Source organism: Nocardia araoensis NBRC 100135, assembly GCF_000308435.1.
GTDB lineage: Bacteria > Actinomycetota > Actinomycetes > Mycobacteriales > Mycobacteriaceae > Nocardia > Nocardia araoensis.
The window spans coordinates 46,045-66,058 of sequence record NZ_BAFR01000131.1 but is presented as its reverse complement, the minus strand read 5'-3'; the positions used below and the strand labels follow the sequence as shown (position 1 = coordinate 66,058).

The window sequence follows — 20,014 nt, the reverse complement described above, 5'->3', positions numbered from 1 at the left end:
CACGCCAAGCCGTCCTGCTGGCCGACCAGGCCACCGCGGCGGGCGACACCGAGAAGGCGATCCAGTACACCAACGCCGCCGAGGCGTTCGCCGCGCAATTGGTCACCGCCGAGCAGTCCGTCGAGGACCTGAAGGTCCTGCACGACCAGTCGCTGCAGGCGGCCGCTCAGGCCAAGAAGGCCGTGGAGCAGAACGCGATGCTGTTGCAGCAGAAGGTCGCCGAGCGCACCAAGCTGCTGAGCCAGCTGGAGCAGGCCAAGATGCAGGAGCAGGTCTCGGCCTCGCTGCAGCAGATGGATTCGACGCTCTCGGCGCCGGGCAGCACGCCGAGCCTGGACGCGGTGCGCGAGAAGATCGAGCGCCGTTACGCCAACGCGCTGGGCGCTGCGGAACTTGCGCAGAATTCGGTGCAGGGCCGCATGCTCGAGGTGCAGCAGGCCAGCATCCAGATGGCCGGGCACAGCAAACTGGAGCAGATCCGCGCGTCCATGCGCGGGGACCAGCTGCCCGCCGGTGGCGCCCAGCCCGCCATCAACCCGGCGCAGGCCGGTTCGGCTCAGCCGCAGATGAACAAGGGGCAGGCCGCGCAGCAGTAGCGGCGACCAGGTGTTCGGCGAACACGTGTCGGTGGGGGCTGGTTCACTGGGGGACAAGGCATGGGGACCCGACCGGCCGGCCGTCGGCCGAGTCGGGTCTCGGTCTGTCCGATGTGTGCAACCGGTGGGAGAGAAGGTATGAGCGGCAGTGCATTTCGCGAGCGGCGACTCGACCCGAGGCATCTGCGCGGAACGGCGATGATCCGGGCACAAGCCGCGCTCGCGCCGCAGCCGGGCAGCCTGCCGGACAGTCTTCGCGAAGTCGGTGAGAACGCGCTCGTCGCCGTGCGGCGCTGGGCCGATCCACGAGAGCGGGAGCTGCGCCGCCGCCGCAGGGCCCGCCGCCGCAGCTTCCAGTTGGGCACGGTGTCCGGCCTCACCACAGTGGGAACCGTTGGGCTCGTTGCCCTTTCGGCTCCAGTGTGGGCGGTGGTCATGGTCGGCGGCGGTGCGGTGGCACTGGTGACCGGCGCGGCACTGAGCACGCGCCGCTATCTGCGGCTGCGGGGGGCGCCGCTGCCGCAGGCGGCATTCCTCCCGCGCAAGCAGCCACCGTTGTGGTCGAATGCCCGGCCGCCGATCGCGCGTCTGGTCCGGGCGGAGAAGGCGTTGCACGGTATAGGCGTTCAGATCGCGCGTTCCCATCGGCTGCCCCCGGACGAACTGGCCGACATGCTCGAGACGGCCGCATCGGGGGCGGCGGCGCTGCATGCCCTGGCCGACGACATCACGGCGATGGAACAAGGGCTCGGCGCCATCGAAAGCGCGAATTCGCCCGCGGCGGTGGCGCTCAGCGAGAACCTGCGGCTGATCCTGGCCAGGCTCGACGCGGGCGTCGCGGAGTACGAGCAGGTGGTGGCCGCGGCGGGCCGGATTCTCGCGGTGCCGGAGAACACCGTGGTGCGGCACAACTTCGACACCATCGTGGCGGATCTGCGGCACGCCTCCGACCGGCTGGACGGATGGGCGCAGGCTCTCATCGAGGTGGCCGACAAATCGGTGCCCGCGTCGCCGCGGCCACCGATCTGATCCGGGCCGGTCAGCTCGGCCGGTCTTGGCGGCGAAGTTCCTCGACTCGGGCGCGAAACGCCGCCCCGACGAGTTCGCGGCTCTCGGCCATGAGGTCGAGCACCTCCCACGACGCTTTGCGGGCGGCCGACCCGACGATTCCGGCGATCGCCGAACCGTGCCGCCTGGCCGCGGCCGCGAGTTCCTGTGCCAGCTCGTTCGTCTGTTCCATCGGGGACCGGCCGTCAGATGAGATTCAGTGCATGACTGTGTGCTGATTGGGGTGTCTGTGTCATTCGATCATCCCTTCCCTGTTGTCGCGCAGCGCCGTTTGGCGTTCGAGATCAGAGTACATCCGTGCACTGAAATTGCATCGGTCGTGACCGTGCCGATGGCTCCGGCGGATCCCTGAGCGCTCGCTCCCGGACCGAGCGGTCGCGCGGGCGGTCGGGCGGTCGGTAGGCTGCGGCGATGCGGTTTCTCTCGACTCGCGAACGCGACGGCGGGGTGATCGGAATGACGAGCAGCCTGGATCGCTGGCTGGTCGGCCGCAGTGCGCGCGTGCGGGCGACCCCGGCGGACCGGGCGCTGAAGGCTCTGAGCGCCGCCGCCGACAAGAATCGCTTGTGGGTCGCGCTCGGGGTGGTCCTGTTCGTCGCCGGGGATCGCTCGACCCGGCGCGGTGCGGTGCGCGGACTGCTCGCGCTGAGCATCGCCAGCGGCGTGGCCAACGGCGTGGCCAAGCCGCTGTTCCCGCGCCGGCGTCCGCCGGACGAATCCGTTCCGTTCGTGCGCAGGCTGGTCGCACCGCCGGTCTCGTCGTCGTTCCCTTCCGGGCATGCGGCCTCCGCCGCGGCGTTCGCGACGGGCTTTGCGCTGGAATCGCCCGCGGCGGCCGTCGCGGTCGCCCCGGTCGCCGCCGCGGTGGGGTATTCGCGTGTGCACATCGGCGTGCACTGGCCGTCCGATGTGGTCGCGGGTGCGCTGTTCGGTGGCGCGGTCGCGCTGATCACCCGGCGATGGTGGGCGGTGCGCGACGACGAACCGGCTGCCCTGGGGCCGGTCGAACACATCGACCCGCTGCCGAAGGGCGCCGGATTGCTGCTGATCGGGAATCCGCACGCAGGCTCGGGCGACGGTGACGACACGCTCACCGACCTGCGTGAGCGGCTGCCCGCAGCTCCGGTGCTCGAACTCGGCGGCGACGACGATTTCCAGGAGCGGGTCGAGGAACTGCTGCGGCGCGACGACATCCGCGCTCTCGGGGTCGTCGGCGGGGATGGAACGGTGTCCGCCGTCGCGGAGTACGCGGTACGCCACCGGTTGCCGCTGGCGGTCTTCGCGGGTGGCACGCTGAATCACTTCGCCAGGGACGCCGGGGTGGAGCAGGCCGACGTGACCGTCGCCGGGCTGGAAGCGGGTGAAGCGGTGCGCGTCGACGTGGCGGGGGTCCGCCTCGACGACGGCGAGCGACGGACCTTCGTCAACACCGCCAGTCTCGGGGGTTATCCCGATTTCGTGCGCGTCCGCGAGCGCTGGGAACGCCGGATCGGCAAATGGCCCGCGGCGGGAATCGCGATGGTGCGGGTGCTGTTCCGCGCCCAGCCATTGCACGTCACCGTCGATGGGACTCGCGTCGCGCTGTGGATGCTGTTCGTCGGCAACGGCAGCTATCACCCGGCCGACCAGATCCCCATGTCGCGTCCGGATCTGCGCGGCGGCACCCTCGATGTGCGTTACCTGCGCGCCGATGTCCCGTTCTCGCGGCTGCGGCTGATCTTCGCGACGTTCACCGGCACGCTGGCGTACTCGCCCACCTATCGGCACCGTCGGGTGTCCCGCGTGGACGTGCGGGTCGCCGAGGAGCCGGTGTCGCTGGCCACCGACGGCGAGGTCGACCTTCGCGGCAAGGACTTCCGGTTCGCCAGCGGGCCGTCGGCGCTGATGCTGGTCAAGAGCGGGCACACGGAGCGCCCACAGCGAAACGCACGGCAATAGCTACCCAATAGCTACGTTCTCGCATCTGCTGCGGCGTGTCGTCGAATCAGTCACTGTTTCTGGTTTGGTCGTGGCATCGCTGGGTAGTTGCCACCGTGTAGCTGATCATTTCCGGCTCCGTCTGGGGTCGGGCACATGCACTACTGGCAGGAGCACGTCATGCTCGATGTTTCCTACCGTCGATCGCTGCTCGACCAGGACACGCAGCGGCTGGACGTCAGCCGGTACCTGACGTGTGACAGCGCCGAGGACCCGGTGCGGCTGTCGCGCAGAACGCAGCGCGTCGCCGCAGGACCCGACGTCACCGATCAACCCACAAGCGAGTGAACTCTTTTCCCAGCACGCGCGGTGGACAGCCGCGTTCTGTCGGGCTGCGCATCGCACGGACGAACTGCGGAGGAACCCATGACTGAAATGCTGGAAACGCTCATCGGCAACTCGGTGTACGGCCCCGAAGGCGAGAAGATCGGCAAGGTCAAACGGGTCTACGTCGACAACAAATCCGGATCGCCCACCTGGATCGCGGTATCCACCGGTCTGTTCAGCGCCGACGCGTTGGTTCCGCTGGCCGGCGCCGAGCATCGCCCCGATGCGGCCGTGTTGCAGGTGCGAGTCGGCAAGGATGCGGTCAAGGCCTCGCCGCAGCTGGACCACAACGGGCAGATCAGCCCGCAGGCCGAGCAGGAACTGTTCGACCACTACCAGATCGATCCGGATCAGTCCGCCTGGGACGTCTACGGCAGGCAGCCGGTGCCCCAGCCGCCGCGCGCTCGTCCCGCGATGACCCGCCCGCCGGAGGCGCGGGGGGCCGGGGAACCGGGAGACGTCGCCACGGCGCGCATGCGGAATCACCCGGGTCGCGACGAGGAGACATTGCGGATGCCGCCGATCGGCGATCGGTCGCGCGTCGGCCGGGAGCCGATGGTCGATCCCTATGCGGTCGAGACGGCCGATCTCGGTATGCGGGAACCGGATGGCATGCCGCACGATGATCCCCTGGCCGAGGAGTTGCCGGACGTCGAGCCGCGAGGCTGATCGGCTCCTCTTCGACGACGGTGTGCGCGTCCGCCGACGCGCACACCGTCGTCGGATGTCAGGGACAACCCTGATTTCCACCCCGAAATCCCTTCTCACCTGGTGATTCCCGGTACTCCAAGTGTCATGCTCGAAGCGGAAACCGACTTCTTGGAGGCATCGAAATGTTGTGGAAGATCATCGGCATCGTCGCGGTCGTCTGGATCGCGCTGGCCGTCATCGGCGCGCTGATCAAAGGCTTGTTCCCGATCTTGGTGATCAGCGCCATCGTCTTCGGGCTGTACCTGCTGTACAAGGCCGTGTCGGGCTCGGACAACTCGACGGTGAGCAAGCTGTAGCGGTGGAGGCCGCGATGCGGGTGTGACCGGCCCGCACGGGGGTGTGGCAGGCTAGGCGGATGCGAGTAGCCGTCGTCGCAGGGCCCGATCCCGGTCACGCGTTTCCCGCTATCGCGTTGTGCTCGCGATTCCTGGCGGCCGGTGACGAGCCGGTCCTGTTCACCGGTCCGCGCTGGTTCGACGCGGCGCTCGCCGCTGGAATCGGGGTGCGGAGACTCAAGGGCCTCGCGCCGCGACCGGTGGACGACGACGCCGACGCGGGGCAGCGCATTCACGAGCGGGCGGCGCACATCTCCACCGAGATCCTGCCCGAACTGAGCGCCATGCTGCCCGAACTGGTGATCTCCGACGTGCTGACCGCGGGCGGCGGCATGGCCGCCGAACGGCTCGGCGTCCCGTGGGTGGAGCTGTCCCCGCATCCGCTGTACCTGCCGTCGAAAGGCTTGCCGCCCATCGGGAGCGGACTCGCGCCCGGTTCTGGTCTGCGCGGGCGGGTGCGCGACGGCGTGCTGCGCGGGATGACGGCACGAGCCCTGCGGAACGGCCGTCGCCAGCGTGAGCGGGCGCGCGAGAGCGTCGGCCTGCCCGCCGTCGATCCCGGCCCCGCCGCGCGCCTGATCGCCACCTTGCCCGCGCTCGAGGTGCCACGCCCCGACTGGCCGGAGTCCGCTCACGTGATCGGCCCGCTGCTGTGGGAGCCGACCGACGCGATCCTGGACCTCCCGCCCGGGGACGCACCGCTGGTCATGGTCGCTCCCTCGACCGCGCACACCGGTGTGGCGGGCATGGCCGAGACCGTCCTGCGGGCGCTGGACGGAGCCGGTGTGCGAGTGGCCATTTCGATGCTGGACACGCCGCCGGCCGACCTTCCCTCGTGGGCCACGGCGGGGCTGGGGCGGCAAGACGAACTGCTGACCCATGCGTCCGTCGTCGTCGGCGGCGGCGGTCACGGCCTGCTCGCCAAGACGCTGTCCGCCGGCGTACCCATCGTCACCGTTCCCGGTGGGGGAGATCAGTGGGAGCTGGCCAATCGTGCTGCGCGGCAAGGTAGTTCGATCGTCGTCCGGCCGCTGACGCCCGAGGCGGTTCGTGCCGCGGTCGGTACGATCCTCGCCGACCCCGGCTACACCCGCGCCGCACGGGAGGCCGCCGCCACGCCCGATTTCCCGGACCCCGTCGACCTGTGCCACCAGGTCTGCCAGGCCGTTCACCGCTGAGCGAAGCGGGTTCCGGTGTGCCCCTGACCAGCGGGCGCGCGAGACGGGAGTAAGTTCGGGACGGTGCGGTTGACCGAGTTTCAGGAACTGTTGCACACCGAGTTCGGTGTGGCCCGCGGCGACGCCCTGCTGGCCGACCACGTGATCCCCGCGTTGGGCGGACGCACCGGCGCCGCGGCCATCGAGGCCGGGACCGATCCCCGCGACGTCTGGCGTGCCCTGTGCGCCGAATTCGACGTACCCAGGACGCGCTGGTGAACGCCCCCGGGCGGGTGGAGCGGGACGAGCCGCTGTACCGGTTCGACGAGCGGCAGCGGATGATCCCGCACGACCCGGAGCGTTTGGCCGTCCGGGTGGCGCGGGCGCGCCCCGACGACTTCGCGAGCTATCGGCAGACCGGCATCGAGCTCATGCTGCTCGGTCGTTACCACGAGGCGCTCGACCACCTCGATCGCGCGCTCGAACTGGTGGACACGGAGCGGCGCCGGATCACCGTGTGGATCAATCTGGGCGACGTCTACCGCTACCGCGGCGACGCGGGCACCGCGGAGACGTTGTACCGCCGCGCCGTGGAACACGCGCGGGCGGCCGCGCCGGAGGTGCTCTCCTTCGCCGTGCAGCACCTGGGCAAGGCGCTCGCCGAGCGCAACCGCCTGTCCGAGGCGCGCGAGCTGCTGGCCGAGGCGATGCGGCTGCGCCTCGCCGAGGGCGATCCCGAGGAGATCGAAGCCACCCGCGCCGCGCTGGACACGCTCGGCGAGCTGCCGATCCCGTTGCCGCCCAGCGTCTCCGCGCTGTTCGGCGAGGCGCCGAACTGGTCGGACGCGCACGAGGGCATGAGCGGTGGGGTGGTGCGCGTCGACGGCGTCTACTGGCTCAAACGCGGGCCGAAGGCGGTCGCCGAGTACCAGCGGCTCATCTGGCTGCGCGACCACGGGATCTCCGTCCCGGAGGTGGCTGCGTTCGAGGACGACGTGCTGGTGCTCGCGGACGCAGGCGCGCCCAGCTTGTCCGCGCACCCGGGCTCCGGCGGCGCCCACGCGGCGTCGATCGGTACGGCGCTGGGCGCGCTGCTGCGGCGGTTGCACAGCATTCCGGTCGCCGAGTGCCCGTTCGACGAGCGCTTGGATGTGGTGCTGGCGCGGGCGCGCCGCAACGTGGTCGAAGGTCTCGTGGACGCGGACGACTTCGACGACGACAACGCCGGATCCGCCCCGGCGGACATACTGGCCCGGCTGCTGGCTCAGCGGCCGGATGATGAGGATCTGGTGGTGGCGCACGGGGATTTCACCCCGCCGAACGTGCTGGCCAACGGGGTCGTCCTCGATGTCGGTGGCCTAGGTGTGGCCGACCGCTACCGTGATCTGGCGCTTGCTGTCCGCGATCTGCGCGCGGATTTCGGCGAAGCGGAAGTGACGGCCTTCTTCGCGGCCTACGGGCTGGCCGAGCCGGACGAGAGCCGCTTGACGTATTACCGGCTGCTCGACGAATTGTTCTGATCTTCAGGCTTTCGCGCGTAGTGCCGGGCCGCTTTGGTGCGGTTGCCGCAGGTGGCCATGGAGTGCCAGCGGCGGGTTCCGTTCTTCGAGGTGTCGTAGAAGAACAGCACGCACTCGGGATGCGCGCATTGGCGGATCCGATCGGGTGCGGTGCGCAACAGCTCCAGCAGATTGTCGGCGGCCAGCCATCCGGGCAGCCAGGCTTGCTCTGGGACGTCCACCGAGTCGGCGGGACCGGATGCGGTGAGCGCGCGGCGGACGCGGCCGTGTTCCAGCACGTCGTTGAGTCCGGCGGGGGAGGCGTGCACCACCACGTCGTAGATGGCGGTCCGGGCGGCCAGCACCGCGTTCAAGGTGGCCTCGTCGGGGGTCGCGCGATCGGTGAGTCCCGCCGACGTCAGCCAGATGCGCAGGCCGGCGACATCGGTGAGCAGGTCCTGTGGTCCGTGCTCGATCCATCTCGTGTTCAACAGATCGAGCGCCAGGGGTTCACCGAGGTGGGGGCGTGGATCGGCCATGCCCGAGGGTACCGAGCGTGGGTCGTCGTCCACGGCCACCACCTCCTCTCTAACCATTGAAATAACTTTTAACGGTTGACACCAGTCTTTCCAGGTGGGTACGTTTCTAACCAGTAAAACCGTAAAGAACGGTTCAATCTTCCGAGGAGGAACTCATGACCGCCGTCGCCGCCCCTCAGCTCAGCACCGGGCACATCGGCCTGAACGTCTCCGATCTGGATCGCTCGGTGGACTTCTACCGCCGGGCCCTCGGTTTCGAACAACTCGCCGCGAGCGGCGATCACCAGCGCCGCTGGGCCTTTCTCGGTCGCGACGGCAAGCTGGTCGTCACGCTGTGGGAGCAGAGCGACGGCGCGTTCTCCACCGAAACGCCGGGACTGCATCATCTTTCGTTCCAGGTAGACAGCATCGACGAGGTGCGCGCGGTGGAGCGGGTGCTGCGTGAACTCTCGGTCGCTTTCGCCCACGACGGGGTGGTGGCGCACGGCGAGGGCGTCGCCTCCGGTGGAATCTTCTTCACCGATCCCGACGGCATCCGGCTGGAGGTATACGCGCCCAGTGGCGCCGAGTCCGCTCCGGCGCCCAGCGGTGCGGCCCCGACCTGCGGATTCTTCTGATTCTTCTGGGTGACGAAGGGAGTACCGCGATGGAGGCGTTCCACCGTGGGGAGGTCGCCGTGCAGCGCAGGATGGGGCAGGCGGATATCGCCGAACGGGTCGGCCGCATGATCCGTCCCGATATCCCCGCGGTCGCCGCCGGGTTCCTGGCCGAACAGCGGATGGTGGTGCTCGCCGCCGCCGACGCGGCGGGCAGGCTGTGGGCGAGCGAGCTGGTCGGGCAGCCGGGATTCGTCCGGGCGGTGGACGACCGGACCATTTCGATCGGCACCCGGCCCGCCGCCGCCGATCCGCTGCACGAAGCGCTGACCCACCGCTCGCGCGTCGGCATGATCGCCCTGCAACCGCAGCGGCGCAGGCGGATGCGCGTCAACGGGAGGTCGGCGCCGGACGGCGCAGGCTTGCGCATCGTCACCGATCAGGTGTACTCGAACTGTCCCAAGTACATCTCCCGGCGGGACATCGAGAGTTACACATCCGGCGCGGCGTCCGAGGTGCGTCACGGCGCCGAACTGGATGAGGATCAGCGGGCGGCGATCGTCTCGGCCGACACGTTCTTCGTCGCGACCGCGGACGAGGAGGGCAACGCCGACGCCTCGCATCGCGGTGGGAATCCCGGTTTCCTGCAGGTGCTCTCGCCCACGCGGCTGCGCTGGCCGGACTACCGGGGCAATTCGATGTTCATGACGCTCGGCAACCTCGCGGTCGATCCCCGCTGCGGGATCCTGATCCCGGACTGGTCCACGGGCGCCACGTTGCAGCTCACCGGCACCGCCGAACTGGTCTGGGCGCCGGAGACTTTCACAGCCGGTGCGCAGTGCTCCCTCGATTTCACCATCGAAGAGGTGGTCGAGCGATCCGCGGGAGCGCTGCGGTGGGGTCCTGCCGAGCTCTCCCCCGTGAATCCCTGAAACTTCGAGAAAAGGAACTGCCCCATGCGACCTCCGCTACCACCGTTCGATGCGGAATCTGCGATAGCCAAGGTGCGGGCTGCCGAGAACGCCTGGAACACGCGCGATCCCGAACGGGTCGCCGCCGCATACACCGAGGACTCGGTGTGGCGCAATCGCGACGAGTTCTTCACCGGCCGCGACGCCATCGTCGAGTTCCTCGCCAGGAAGTGGTCCATCGAGAACGGTTACGCGCTGCGCAAGGATCTGTGGGCCTTCGACGGCAACCACATCGCCGTGCGGTTCCAGTACGAATGGCACGACGAGTCCGGCCGGTGGTTCCGCAGCTACGGCAACGAGCAGTGGGAATTCGCGCCGGACGGGCTGATGTCCCGGCGCGAGGCCAGCATCAACGATGTCCGGATCGAAGAAGCCGAACGGCGCATCTTCGGGCCGCGTGATCCGGGCGACGAGTCGGTGCTGCCTCTGCGCTAGGGCGGCCGGATCCACGCGAAACGGCGGCGCCCGGCCGGGACGCCGCCGTTTCTTCGTGCCGGATCGCGATCAGGCGGCGACGGCCTGCCGCTCGGCTTCGGACGATCCGGCGTCCGCCCGCTGCCGGTGGAACAACCCGAACGCGACCAGTCCGAATCCGATGCCCACCGCCGCCGCGACGCCGAACGCCGCGTCGAGTCCGGCGACGAAGTGCGGCAGCGTCATCGGCTGTTCGGCGTCGGCCACCCCGCGGAAGACGGTGCCGAGCACCGCGACGCCGAGCGCGAGGCCAAGTTGCCGGGCCGTGTTCACCGCACCCGCTGCGGTGCCGGCCTGCTCGGGAGCGACCGCCGCCATGCCGACCGAGACCAGTGCGGGCGCGTTGACGCCGATCCCGGTGCCGATCACCACGAATCCGGGGATCAGCGCGACCCAGGAGGACTCGGCGCCCACGATCATCAGCAGCCAGCTACCCAGGCCGACCACCACCAATCCCGCGCCGATGGTCCACTTCGGCGCGACATCGTGCAGCAGCCGACCGAAGGCGCCCGCCACCACGAACGCGGTCGCCGCCATCGGGAGCATGGCCAGACCCGCGTGCAGTGGTGACATGTGCAGTTGCTGTTGCAGCCACAGCGAGATCAGGGGAGTGCTCGCGAACGCGGCGAACGTCTGCCCGGACGCGCCGAACAGGGTCGCGCTGAACTCGCGGTTACGCAGCAGCGCCAAGGGGAACATCGGGGCGGCGCCGCGCGCTTCGACCCAGCCGAAGATCGCCGCGGCGGCAGCGCCCAGCGCGAACGCGGTCACGGCGGCCGTGTCGGTCCAGCCGTGCTCGCCGCCGCGGATGACGCCGTAGGTGACCGCCGTCGCCGCGGTTGCGAAGGCCGTCATGCCCGGCACGTCCACCGCTCGGCCCCCGCGCCGCCGGGCGGGCGGGAACACGGTGGCGGTGAGTCCGATCGCCAGCACGGCGATGGGCAGGTTGACGAAGAAGATCCAGCGCCACGACAGCGCCTCGGTGAGCACGCCGCCGAGGACCACTCCGATGCCCGCCGCCGCACCGGACACCGCGCCCCAGACGCCGAAGGCGACGCCGCGGTCGCGGCCGGTGTAGGTGGCGTGCAGCAGTGACAGTGTGGTGGCGAACATGGCCGCGCCGCCGACGCCTTGCAACGCCCGCGCCGCGACCAGGCTCGCCGCGCTCTCGGCGACGCCGCACCCGAGCGACGCGATCGCGAAGACGACCAGTCCGGCCAGGTACGCGCGCTTCGCGCCGACCCGGTCGGCGAGCGAGCCGAGCACCAGCAGCAGCGCCGCGAGCGCCAAGGCGTAGCCGTCCACCACCCACTGCAGGCCGGACAATCCGGTGTCCAGATCGGCGGCGATGTCCGGTAGGGCGACGTTCACGATGGTGACGTCGATGAGCAGCATCAGCGTGCCGAGGCACGCGGCGAACAAGGGGAGCCATTTCCTCACGGGAGCCTCCACGGCGGATTCGAACGATTTTCGACGCCAAGCGTGCGGGAATCGGATGGATCCACCTAGTCGCAGCGATATCCGCGTTAGATTCCTCCTATGCGTGCCGACAGCCCGAGGGAATCCTCCGAATTGGATGTGCTGGACAAACAGATCGTGCACGCGCTGGTGCACGACGCCCGGATCCCGTTCGCCCGGCTCGGCGGCGCGCTCGGCGTCTCCGAGCAGACGGTGGCGCGGCGTTACCGCGCGCTGCGGCAGCGCGGGATTCTGCACGTGGCCGGACAGGTGAACGCGGCGCCGCTCGGCCACGCGCGCTGGGTGCTGCGCCTGAGATCGACACCGGACAAAGCGCTGCGGCTGGCCGAATCCCTGGCGCGGTTCCCGGATCTGAGCTGGGTGACCCCGTTGTCCACCGGCTCCGAGGTGACCTGCGTGGGCAGGCCGCGCTCGACCGAGCGGCGCGACGCGCTGCTGTTGCAGATCCTGCCGCGCGCCCCGCAAGTGCTGGCACTGACCGCGTACGAGGTCATCCACCGTTTTCCGCTCGACGAGGAGTGGCCGCGCTATCGGCACCTGCTCACCGCGGCTCAGCTCGACGAGCTCGGCCCCGCTCGGCCCCGGGCCGCGGATGCGGGACCGGACGCGCCGGTGGACCTTTCGGCGGCCGACGAGGCGATGCTCGCCTCGCTCGGCCGGGACGGGCGCGCTCCGTATGCCCAGCTCGCGGCCGTGACCGGGTGGACGGCGCCGCGGGTCGCGCGGCGCATGGCCGAGCTGACCGCGGCGGGGGTGCTGTATTTCGACGTCGATTTCGCGATCGAGCGGATGGGCTACGGCGTGCGGGGGGCGCTGTGGCTGCGCGTGCGGCCCGCCGATCTGGACGCCGTGGGGCGCGCGATGGCGACGCACCCGGAGATCGTCTTCGTCGCCGCCACCACCGGGCCGTCCAACGTGTTCGCTTCGATCATCTGCCGCGACACCGCGGACCTCTACCGGTACGTGACCGAGCGGCTCGGCGCGCTGGACGGGATCACCGACGTGGAAGTGACGCCTTCGCTGCGCGTGCTCAAACAGGCGCAGACACTGCTGGACACCGACCGGATCGCGCTCGTGCGCTGATCGCGGGGCGTTCGCCGGGGGCGGAGGGAGCGGCGTGATGCACGCCGGGCGCGTCGCTTGACTCGAACATCTGTTCGTCTAGGCTGGGCGCCAGAACTTGTCGGTGCCGCGCTCTACTGTAGGCGCCAACCACAGAACGAGACTTACCCGTCGAAAAGGGGATCAGGACATGGCACCACAGGCGTACGACCGGGACAAGGCGCTCGAGCTCGCGCTGGCCCAGGTGGAGAAGAGCTTCGGCAAGGGCGCCGTCATGCGCCTCGGCGAGGAGGCGCGCCAGCCCATCTCGGTGATCCCCACCGGCTCGATCGCGCTCGACGTGGCGCTGGGCATCGGCGGCCTGCCGCGCGGCCGCATCGTCGAGATCTACGGTCCGGAATCCTCGGGTAAGACCACCGTGGCGCTGCACGCGGTGGCCAACGCGCAGGCCGCGGGCGGGGTGGCGGCGTTCATCGACGCCGAGCACGCGCTCGATCCGGACTACGCCCGCAAGCTGGGCGTCGACACCGACGCGCTGCTGGTCTCCCAGCCCGACACGGGTGAGCAGGCGCTGGAGATCGCCGACATGCTGGTGCGCTCCGGCGCCATCGACATCATCGTCATCGACTCGGTGGCCGCGCTGGTGCCGCGCGCCGAGATCGAGGGCGAGATGGGCGACAGCCACGTCGGCCTGCAGGCCCGCCTGATGAGCCAGGCGCTGCGCAAGATGACCAGCGCGCTGAACAATTCCGGCACCACCGCGATCTTCATCAACCAGCTGCGCGAGAAGATCGGCGTGATGTTCGGCTCGCCGGAGACCACCACCGGCGGCAAGGCGCTGAAGTTCTACGCGTCGGTGCGTCTGGATGTGCGCCGCATCGAGACGCTCAAGGACGGCAGCGACGCGGTGGGTAACCGCACCCGCGTGAAGGTCGTGAAGAACAAGGTCTCCCCGCCGTTCAAGCAGGCCGAGTTCGACATTCTCTACGGGCACGGCATCTCCAAGGAGGGCTCGCTCATCGACATGGGCGTCGAGCAGGGCTTCATCCGCAAGTCCGGCTCCTGGTACACCTACGAGGGCGATCAGCTCGGCCAGGGCAAGGAGAACGCCCGCAAGTTCCTGCTGGAGAACGTCGACGTCCGCGACGAGATCGAGAAGAAGATCAAGGAGAAGCTCGGCATCGGCGCCGACGTGACGGCCGATGCGGCCGCGGAGGTGCCCGCCGATTTCTGAGCCGACGCACAGCCGTCGCTCGCCCGGAACGGCTCCGGCCGATTCCGGGCGGTCACGGGCCGACGCGGTGCAGGAGATGCGGCGTCGGCTGGAAGAACTTCTGTCCGCCTCCGGGTCGCCAGACGGGGTCCGGTCCCGCGGACAGGACATCGAGCTCGTCCGGAGAGCCGAAGATGGTTCGGTTGCGCCGGACACCATGGGAACTCGGCCGGACGCGTCCGATCCGCAGCGGGCGCGTCCGGCTGGGTCCCGGCCTGGTCCCCGGGGCGCGCGGGCACGTTCCGGCTCGCCTTCGGCCGACGCCGGTCTCGCCGAAGGACGCTCAGCCGATCCGGGAGCGGCCGGATCCGAAGGCGGAACGGTCGAACAGGCGAAGGAGGCGTGTCTCCGCTTGCTCGCCGTTCGCGCCCGCAGCCGTGCCGAGCTGGCTCGGCGTCTGGCCGCCAAGGGGTACTCGGCCGAAGTGAGCGAACGGGCGCTCGATCGCCTCGGCGAAGTGGGTCTCGTCGACGACGCCGCCTTCGCCGAGCAATGGGTGCACTCCCGGCACACCTTCTCCGGTAAAGGCAAACAGGCGCTCGCGCAAGAACTCCGGCGCAAGGGCGTCCCGCGATCGGATGCCGCGGCGGCGCTCGACGCCATCACCACCGACGACGAGGAAACCCGCGCCGCCGAGCTGGTCCGCCGCAAATTGCGCTCGCTACCGCGAGATCTGGACCGGGACAAGATGATTCGCCGCCTCGTCGGCATGCTCGCCCGCCGTGGCTACGGCCAGTCCACGGCGTATCGGGTGGTCAAGGCCGAACTTGCCGATCAGGGGTTCGAGGGCGACCTCGACGAGACCATCGACTGAACTCGCCCATGCGGCTCCCGGCGATCGGGAGCCGTACTCCACCAGTTCGAGGTGTTGTCGTGTACCGGCGGCAGGCGAACCGCGCGAGTTGGTGGAAGTTCGTCGGCCGTACCGACCTCACCGGAGTCGGCACCTGGTCACCACCGCCGAAGCCTTGCGCGGTCGTGCGGGGAGAGCGCGCACGGTCGGCGCCGACCGGATCCGGCCCGGTGGGGCGAAGCCGTATCCCGCTCACAACTGCGCTCCACGCCGGTCGGCTGTGCGGGATACGGATGGTCGATGTGCGGCTATTGCTCGGGGTACGGCCCGGCGCAGCCGCCGTGCTAGCGAAATCGCGGGCGACTACGGCGTTTTCGATCGGTTTGCTGATTGTCGCTGCTCGGACAGCCGATCGGGGCTCGGCCCGCGGCGGTCGAGGTCTGTACCCTTCGTACCGCCGCGGCGGAGGTGCAACGCTGCGCGGGTTTGGGGTGCGGCATCGTCGGGCTACACCTCTCCTGTGTCGGCGAATAGACCGGCGGCCTCGATGCCCGCCACGGCGGCGCGTTCGTCCTCCAAGGAGGTCGCCGCCCCCGTGGAACCGACCGCGCCGAGGATCCCGCCCGCCGCGTCCCGGATGAAGACACCGCCGGGCACGTCGAGAATGCGGCCTTCGGCGAGCGCGGCCACCGAGGTGAAGAACGTCGGCGCGGCCGCCGCGCGGCGGGCGATCTCGCGGTTGGAGACGCCGAGGCCGAGCACGCCCCAGGCCTTGGCGATCGCGATCTGCGGTCGCAGTATGCCGGAGCCGTCCTGGCGTTGTAATGCGACGAGATGGCCGCCGGGATCGAGAACCGCCACCGTGAGCGGGTCGAACCCCTGCGCGGCGCCGTAGGCCAGCGCCTCGCTAACGATGAGCGTCGCGTGTTCCAGCGTGATCGAGGTCGTGGTTACCGTCATTTCCTACTCCTGTGTCGAGGATTTTCGAATCGTGCTGGCTGTAGGTCAGCGCCGCGAGCACGAGACCCGCACCGGCGATCTGCGGCCAGGTGATGCGTTCCGCGCCGGCCGTCACCGCGAACACCGCCGCCGCCACCGGCACCGCGAACATGAAGACCATCGTTTGCGCCGACCCCACCCGCCGCACGCCCCAGTACCACGCCACGAGGCCGTAAATGGTCACCGCCAGCACGGAAAAGGCGAGCGAGACCACGGTCGTTCCGGACCACCTCGGCAGCTCGCGCGGCGGTGCCGGTGCGGATGCCACGGGCAGCAGCAGCAGTATCGCGGCGCCGATCACCGAAGCCCACGCTGTCACCCGCAGGGGGCTGTGGTCGGTGAGCAGGGGGCGGGTGACGACCGGGTAGGCGCCCCACAGTGCCGACGCGGCCAGGGCAGCCGAGTCACCGAGCACGCGGTTCGGCGCAGAGTGGCCCGCCCCGCGGCCGAGGACCACCAGGATCACACCGGCCATCGCCACGCAGGCGCCGATCAGCACGGCGGCGCGGACGGGCTCTCCGGTCAGCCGCGCCAGCAGCGCGGTCCACAACGGTGACAGCGCGATCAGGATGGCGGACTCGGTGACCGTGGTGAGCGCGACGGCGGCGCTGAAGGCCAGCTGATACGCCACGATGCCGATCGCCGCCGACAGGGCCAGGCGTGGCCACCACCGGCGTGCGATGACGGGCCTGCCCTCCACGGCGAGCGTGAGGAGCAGCAGTAGCGGCGCGGCCGCGGCGAAGCGGATCGCGTTGAAGGTCACCACGTCCAGTTCGCGCAGGCCCCAGCCGGTGACCGTGTAGCTGGCGCCCCACACGGCGCTCACCGAGGCGAGCACCCAGGTCGCGCGATCAAGCCGCACGTGGCACGCTCACCTGATCCAGCACTTGGCGCACCGACTCCAGCGCCGATTGCAGCGCGCCTTGGATCCAGGCGTGCGCGACCGAGAGATGCTCGCCGGCGAAGAACACCCGCGGCGCCGAATGCGGATGCGGGGCGCCGATTTCCGCGAGGTAGCGCGCGTGCTGTCCCGGCGCGAGGTAGGCGAACGCGCCGCCGCCGATGCCGACCTGCTCGTCCCAGGTCCAGTGCACGACGTCGTCGACGACGCCGGTCAGGCCGGGATGCAGCTGCTCGAGCGAGGCGAGCACGATTCTGGTGCGGTCGCTCTCGGGCAGCGCGGCGAACCGCCTGGCGTTGTTCTCCCACAGGTATGCCGCGGTGAGCACGGCCGGCGCGTGCGAGCGTTCGGGATCCGCGGCGCTCCAGCGGGTCGTCCCGGGAGCGAGCCGGGCGTTGTCGGACGGGTACCACACCTGCTGGATCGGCAGATCGGTGAAACTGCCGCCGCCGAAGATGCCGTCGACGTGCTCCCAGTGCCGCTCCCGGACGTGAACGAGGGTCTTCGTGCTGCTGGCGTAACTGATGCCGCGGATCGCCTGCCGCTGGGGCGCGGGCAGCACGGGGGAGATGTCGATCTGGTCCAGGCCGGGTGCGGGCACCGCGCAGATCACGAAGTCGACCTCGTCGGTGAGCGCGGCGCCGTGCCGCTCGCCGCGCAATCGCACGCCCTCGCCGGTGACGTGCAGCTCGGTGATGCGGGTGGCCAGCCGCAGGCTGCCGGGGCGCAGCGCGTCGGTGAAACCGCGGATGAGCGCGTCGGTACCGTCCACCAGTTCCAGCTGGTCCACATTGAACAATCCGAAGTAGTCCACGAGCACCTCCAGCAGCGAGGCGTGCTCGTAGTGCAGCAGTCCGCTGGCATGCCCGATCAGATCCCAGGCGTCCGGCGAGAGGCCGTTGCCGGGTGAACTGCCACAGCGAGGTCGCCGCGAGCCGGTCCAGCTCCGGGTCGGCCACGTCACCGGCCAGCAGGGCCTTGCGTCGATGATCGCCGAGGCCGAGCCAGGCGTCGCGCAGCAGCCGCTCGAGCACCAGCAAGGGGTCGGTGCGCTCGGCCTCGTACAGCTGATAGGCGGGCAGCACCTGTTCCACCTGGGACCTGCGCACCCGGTGGCCACGCAGCAGATAGTACGCATCCGGATTCGCGTTGACGAAAGGCCTTGTGGCCAAGCCGAACTCGTCGACGTAGTGCAGCGTGCAGTGATGGTTGCCCGGAATCCGCATCGCACCGAGTTCACCGTGGGTGCCGTCCCAGAACCGCCAGGTGCGCACCCGCCCGCCGGGACGCGCCGTGCGCTCGTAAACGGTCACATCCAGACCGTGGCGTTGCAATTCGTAGGCGGCGGCCAGACCGCTCGCGCCCGCGCCGATCACCGCGACCCGCGCGGGGCCCGCGTGGCCCGGGCGGCGCAGTTCGCCAGGGAAGGAGAAGGACTCGTCGAAGAGAAGGTCGGAGGTACGGCTGGTCATCGATCAACTCCCGTAGGTATGACGCATTGATGACCGTCCCACCGGTCGAATACCGGGGATCGGCGTATGCCTACGAGATTGACCGGGCGCCGCCGGGGGCACGAGTGTTGCGCTCAGCTCGAGCGCAACACTCCGGCGCCGTGCACTATTGCCGCGCGGTAACCAGTTCGCTTGCGCGGCAACGATTTCGCAGTCGGCTCAGGGTTTCTGCCCGAGGTCGACGCCGGGCGCGGCGTCGGTGATGACCGAGTCCGCGGCGACGACCGCGCCGCCGCCCTTCCCGCGCTTGCGTGCCCGCAGCCGCTGCTCCAGCTTGGTCGCCACCAGCGTCAACGCGCTGTTGAGCGCGATCATGATGATCGCGATGACGATCAGCGCCGGAATCGTGTTCTGTTCGGCCGCGCCGAGTTGCTGGCCGGAACGCACGATTTCGACATAGGTGATCTGGTAGCCCAGCGCCGAATCCTTGAGCGCCACCACCATCTGCGATACCAGCGCGGGCAGCATGGCCGTGATCGCCTGCGGCAGCAGGATCAACCGCATCAGCTGGTTCTTGCGCAGGCCGAGCGCGACGGCCGCCTCGGTCTGCCCCTTCGGCAGCGAGCGGATGCCCGCGCGCACGATCTCCGCGATGACCGAGCCGTTGTAGACGGTCAGCGCCGTGACCACCGCGGCGAGGGCGAGATCCTCGGATTCGAACACGTCGTACTCGGAGTACATCGCGAACAGGAAGATCATCAAGATCAGCACGGGGATGGCGCGTGCCACCTCGACGACGGCTCCCGCGACCCAGCGCACGATGCGATGGTCCGACAGCCGCAGTACGCCGAAGATCATGCCGATGATCAGCGCGAACACGATGGACAGCAGCGCGGCGACGACCGTGCCGCGCAGACCGGGCAGCAGGTAGGTCGACCAGACCTCCGCCTCCAGGAACGGCTTCCATTTCTCGGCGGTGAACTGTCCCTTGTCGGCGAAACCGCGATAGAGCACCCAGCCCGCCGCGACCACGGCGACCACGACCAGCAGGGAGTAGACGTTGTTGCGCAGCCGAGCCTTCGGGCCCGGCGCGTCGAACAGGACCGAAGCGCCTGCGCTCATCGGGCCACCTCGTATTTCTTGGCAAGCCAGCCGAAGAACAGGCCGGTCGGCAGGGTCAGGATCACGAAGCCGAGCGCGAAGATCGCGCCGATCGCCAGGACCGCGGCCTCGGTCTCGGTCATCTCCGCCATCAGGGTCGCGGCTTCGGCGACGCCGATCGCCGAGGCGATGGTGGAGTTCTTGGTCAGCGCGATCAGCACGCTGCCCAGCGGGGCGATGACCGATCGGAAGGCTTGCGGCAGCACGACCAGCCGCAGATTCTGCAAGAAGCCGAACCCGAGCGAGCGGCCCGCCTCGGACTGGCCCATCGGCACGGTGTTGATGCCCGCGCGCAACGACTCGCAGACGAAGGAGGCTGTGTAGATGCTCAGGCCGACGACCGCGAAGCGGAAATTGTTCTGTGCCAGCGAGTTCGGCCCCTCACCCGCGAGGCGCCAGCCCATCGTGGTGTAGAGGCCCAGCGACATGAACACGATGATCAGCGTGAGCGGAGTATTGCGGAAGATGGTGACATAAGCGGTGCCGACCCAGCGGGCGACCGGCACGGGAGACACGCGCAGCGCCGCCACGACGGTGCCGAGGATCAGCGCGCCGACCGCGGACAGCACGGTCAGCTGGATGGTCACCCAGAAGGCTTCGAGGATTTGGCTGTCGTACCTCGAGATCAGGTCGAACACGGCGGAC

General features: G+C 69.7%; 23 protein-coding genes and 1 pseudogene. 15 read left to right on the top strand and 9 right to left on the bottom strand.

Annotation, left to right across the window (positions count from 1 at the left end; all coding sequences use genetic code 11):
* Both ON21_RS17905 and pspM read left to right on the top strand, forming a co-directional pair.
* The coding region (locus ON21_RS17905) for a PspA/IM30 family protein (RefSeq protein ID WP_039799287.1) at positions 1 to 596 on the top strand (596 nt) is incomplete at its 5' end.
* A 138-nt stretch (positions 597 to 734) separates the two neighbouring features.
* Positions 735 to 1,625, top strand: coding sequence for a phage shock envelope stress response protein PspM (gene pspM, locus ON21_RS17900; protein WP_039799286.1), 891 nt, complete (start codon positions 735 to 737; stop codon positions 1,623 to 1,625).
* A 10-nt stretch (positions 1,626 to 1,635) separates the two neighbouring features.
* Here the strand turns inward: pspM and ON21_RS17895 are convergent, their stop codons facing one another.
* Complete coding sequence (locus ON21_RS17895) at positions 1,636 to 1,836, bottom strand: hypothetical protein (protein ID WP_039799285.1); 201 nt, start codon at positions 1,834 to 1,836, stop codon at positions 1,636 to 1,638.
* Positions 1,837 to 2,075: 239 nt separating this feature from the next.
* Here ON21_RS17895 and ON21_RS17890 point away from each other — a divergent pair, with 239 nt between their 5' ends.
* The 7 genes from ON21_RS17890 (at position 2,076) to ON21_RS17860 (ending at position 7,691) form a co-directional block, all read left to right on the top strand.
* On the top strand, positions 2,076 to 3,602 hold the full coding sequence (locus ON21_RS17890; RefSeq protein WP_063821086.1) for a bifunctional phosphatase PAP2/diacylglycerol kinase family protein: 1,527 nt from the start codon (positions 2,076 to 2,078) through the stop codon (positions 3,600 to 3,602).
* Positions 3,603 to 3,761: 159 nt separating this feature from the next.
* Entirely contained in the window at positions 3,762 to 3,929 is a 168-nt protein-coding gene (locus ON21_RS17885) for a hypothetical protein (RefSeq protein ID WP_157170867.1), read from the top strand.
* 78 nt (positions 3,930 to 4,007) lie between these two features.
* Entirely contained in the window at positions 4,008 to 4,637 is a 630-nt protein-coding gene (locus ON21_RS17880) for a PRC-barrel domain-containing protein (protein WP_083880699.1), read from the top strand.
* A gap of 164 nt (positions 4,638 to 4,801) precedes the next feature.
* Positions 4,802 to 4,975 carry a hypothetical protein gene (locus ON21_RS39280; RefSeq protein ID WP_039799283.1) on the top strand — a complete coding sequence of 58 codons (174 nt, stop codon included), beginning with the start codon at positions 4,802 to 4,804 and terminating at the stop codon, positions 4,973 to 4,975.
* Between the two features lie 59 nt (positions 4,976 to 5,034).
* Entirely contained in the window at positions 5,035 to 6,192 is a 1,158-nt protein-coding gene (locus ON21_RS17870; RefSeq protein ID WP_039799282.1) for a glycosyltransferase, read from the top strand.
* 63 nt (positions 6,193 to 6,255) lie between these two features.
* Complete coding sequence (locus ON21_RS17865) at positions 6,256 to 6,450, top strand: DUF3046 domain-containing protein (RefSeq protein ID WP_039799281.1); 195 nt, start codon at positions 6,256 to 6,258, stop codon at positions 6,448 to 6,450.
* Entirely contained in the window at positions 6,447 to 7,691 is a 1,245-nt protein-coding gene (locus ON21_RS17860; RefSeq protein ID WP_245562642.1) for a phosphotransferase, read from the top strand. Before ON21_RS17865 ends, ON21_RS17860 begins: the two co-directional genes overlap by 4 nt.
* On the opposite strand, the gene ON21_RS17855 is transcribed toward ON21_RS17860, so the two are convergent.
* Positions 7,664 to 8,209 (bottom strand): CGNR zinc finger domain-containing protein, encoded by a 546-nt coding sequence (locus ON21_RS17855; protein ID WP_039799305.1) that lies wholly within the window; start codon positions 8,207 to 8,209, stop codon positions 7,664 to 7,666. The two genes, ON21_RS17860 and ON21_RS17855, sit on opposite strands and share 28 nt — an antisense overlap.
* Positions 8,210 to 8,364: 155 nt before the next feature.
* On the opposite strand from ON21_RS17855, the gene ON21_RS17850 reads away from it, so the two are divergent.
* Genes ON21_RS17850 through ON21_RS17840 form a run of 3 tightly spaced genes read left to right on the top strand, consistent with a single transcriptional unit; the run spans position 8,365 to position 10,211 of the window.
* Positions 8,365 to 8,826: a VOC family protein gene (locus ON21_RS17850; RefSeq protein ID WP_039799280.1), complete on the top strand. Its 462-nt coding sequence runs from the start codon at positions 8,365 to 8,367 to the stop codon at positions 8,824 to 8,826.
* Between the two features lie 29 nt (positions 8,827 to 8,855).
* A complete protein-coding gene (locus ON21_RS17845; RefSeq protein WP_039799278.1) occupies positions 8,856 to 9,737 on the top strand; it encodes a pyridoxamine 5'-phosphate oxidase family protein in 882 nt (293 codons plus the stop codon).
* Between the two features lie 24 nt (positions 9,738 to 9,761).
* Positions 9,762 to 10,211, top strand: a complete 450-nt coding sequence (locus ON21_RS17840) for a nuclear transport factor 2 family protein (RefSeq protein ID WP_039799276.1) — start codon at positions 9,762 to 9,764, stop codon at positions 10,209 to 10,211.
* 69 nt (positions 10,212 to 10,280) lie between these two features.
* On the opposite strand, the gene ON21_RS17835 is transcribed toward ON21_RS17840, so the two are convergent.
* Positions 10,281 to 11,690: an MFS transporter gene (locus ON21_RS17835; protein ID WP_039799274.1), complete on the bottom strand. Its 1,410-nt coding sequence runs from the start codon at positions 11,688 to 11,690 to the stop codon at positions 10,281 to 10,283.
* Positions 11,691 to 11,789: 99 nt separating this feature from the next.
* Between ON21_RS17835 and ON21_RS17830 the strand changes: the two genes are divergently transcribed.
* From ON21_RS17830 to recX, 3 genes are all read left to right on the top strand, one after another.
* Entirely contained in the window at positions 11,790 to 12,812 is a 1,023-nt protein-coding gene (locus ON21_RS17830) for an Lrp/AsnC family transcriptional regulator (RefSeq protein ID WP_039799273.1), read from the top strand.
* Between the two features lie 169 nt (positions 12,813 to 12,981).
* Positions 12,982 to 14,025: a recombinase RecA gene (gene recA, locus ON21_RS17825; protein ID WP_039799269.1), complete on the top strand. Its 1,044-nt coding sequence runs from the start codon at positions 12,982 to 12,984 to the stop codon at positions 14,023 to 14,025.
* Between the two features lie 196 nt (positions 14,026 to 14,221).
* The gene (recX, locus tag ON21_RS17820; protein ID WP_083880698.1) at positions 14,222 to 14,878 is read left to right on the top strand and encodes a recombination regulator RecX; all 657 of its coding nucleotides are present in this window, start codon (positions 14,222 to 14,224) and stop codon (positions 14,876 to 14,878) included.
* A 486-nt stretch (positions 14,879 to 15,364) separates the two neighbouring features.
* On the opposite strand, the gene ON21_RS17815 is transcribed toward recX, so the two are convergent.
* The 6 genes and pseudogenes from ON21_RS17815 to ON21_RS17795 all read right to left on the bottom strand — a co-directional run bounded on the left by ON21_RS17815 (position 15,365) and on the right by ON21_RS17795 (position 20,007).
* Positions 15,365 to 15,817, bottom strand: a complete 453-nt coding sequence (locus ON21_RS17815; RefSeq protein ID WP_039799266.1) for a GlcG/HbpS family heme-binding protein — start codon at positions 15,815 to 15,817, stop codon at positions 15,365 to 15,367.
* Positions 15,765 to 16,718, bottom strand: coding sequence for a DMT family transporter (locus ON21_RS17810; RefSeq protein ID WP_039799264.1), 954 nt, complete (start codon positions 16,716 to 16,718; stop codon positions 15,765 to 15,767). The genes ON21_RS17815 and ON21_RS17810 overlap by 53 nt, the downstream gene beginning before the upstream one ends.
* On the bottom strand, positions 16,708 to 17,721 hold the full coding sequence (locus ON21_RS40175) for a flavin monoamine oxidase family protein (protein WP_245562641.1): 1,014 nt from the start codon (positions 17,719 to 17,721) through the stop codon (positions 16,708 to 16,710). Before ON21_RS40175 ends, ON21_RS17810 begins: the two co-directional genes overlap by 11 nt.
* Positions 17,722 to 17,890: 169 nt before the next feature.
* A pseudogene (locus tag ON21_RS40170) lies at positions 17,891 to 18,229 on the bottom strand (FAD-dependent oxidoreductase); the annotation flags it as partial.
* 198 nt (positions 18,230 to 18,427) lie between these two features.
* Positions 18,428 to 19,330 carry an amino acid ABC transporter permease gene (locus ON21_RS17800; protein WP_039799261.1) on the bottom strand — a complete coding sequence of 301 codons (903 nt, stop codon included), beginning with the start codon at positions 19,328 to 19,330 and terminating at the stop codon, positions 18,428 to 18,430.
* A complete protein-coding gene (locus ON21_RS17795; protein ID WP_039799259.1) occupies positions 19,327 to 20,007 on the bottom strand; it encodes an amino acid ABC transporter permease in 681 nt (226 codons plus the stop codon). The genes ON21_RS17800 and ON21_RS17795 overlap by 4 nt, the downstream gene beginning before the upstream one ends.
* Positions 20,008 to 20,014 lie beyond the last annotated feature (7 nt).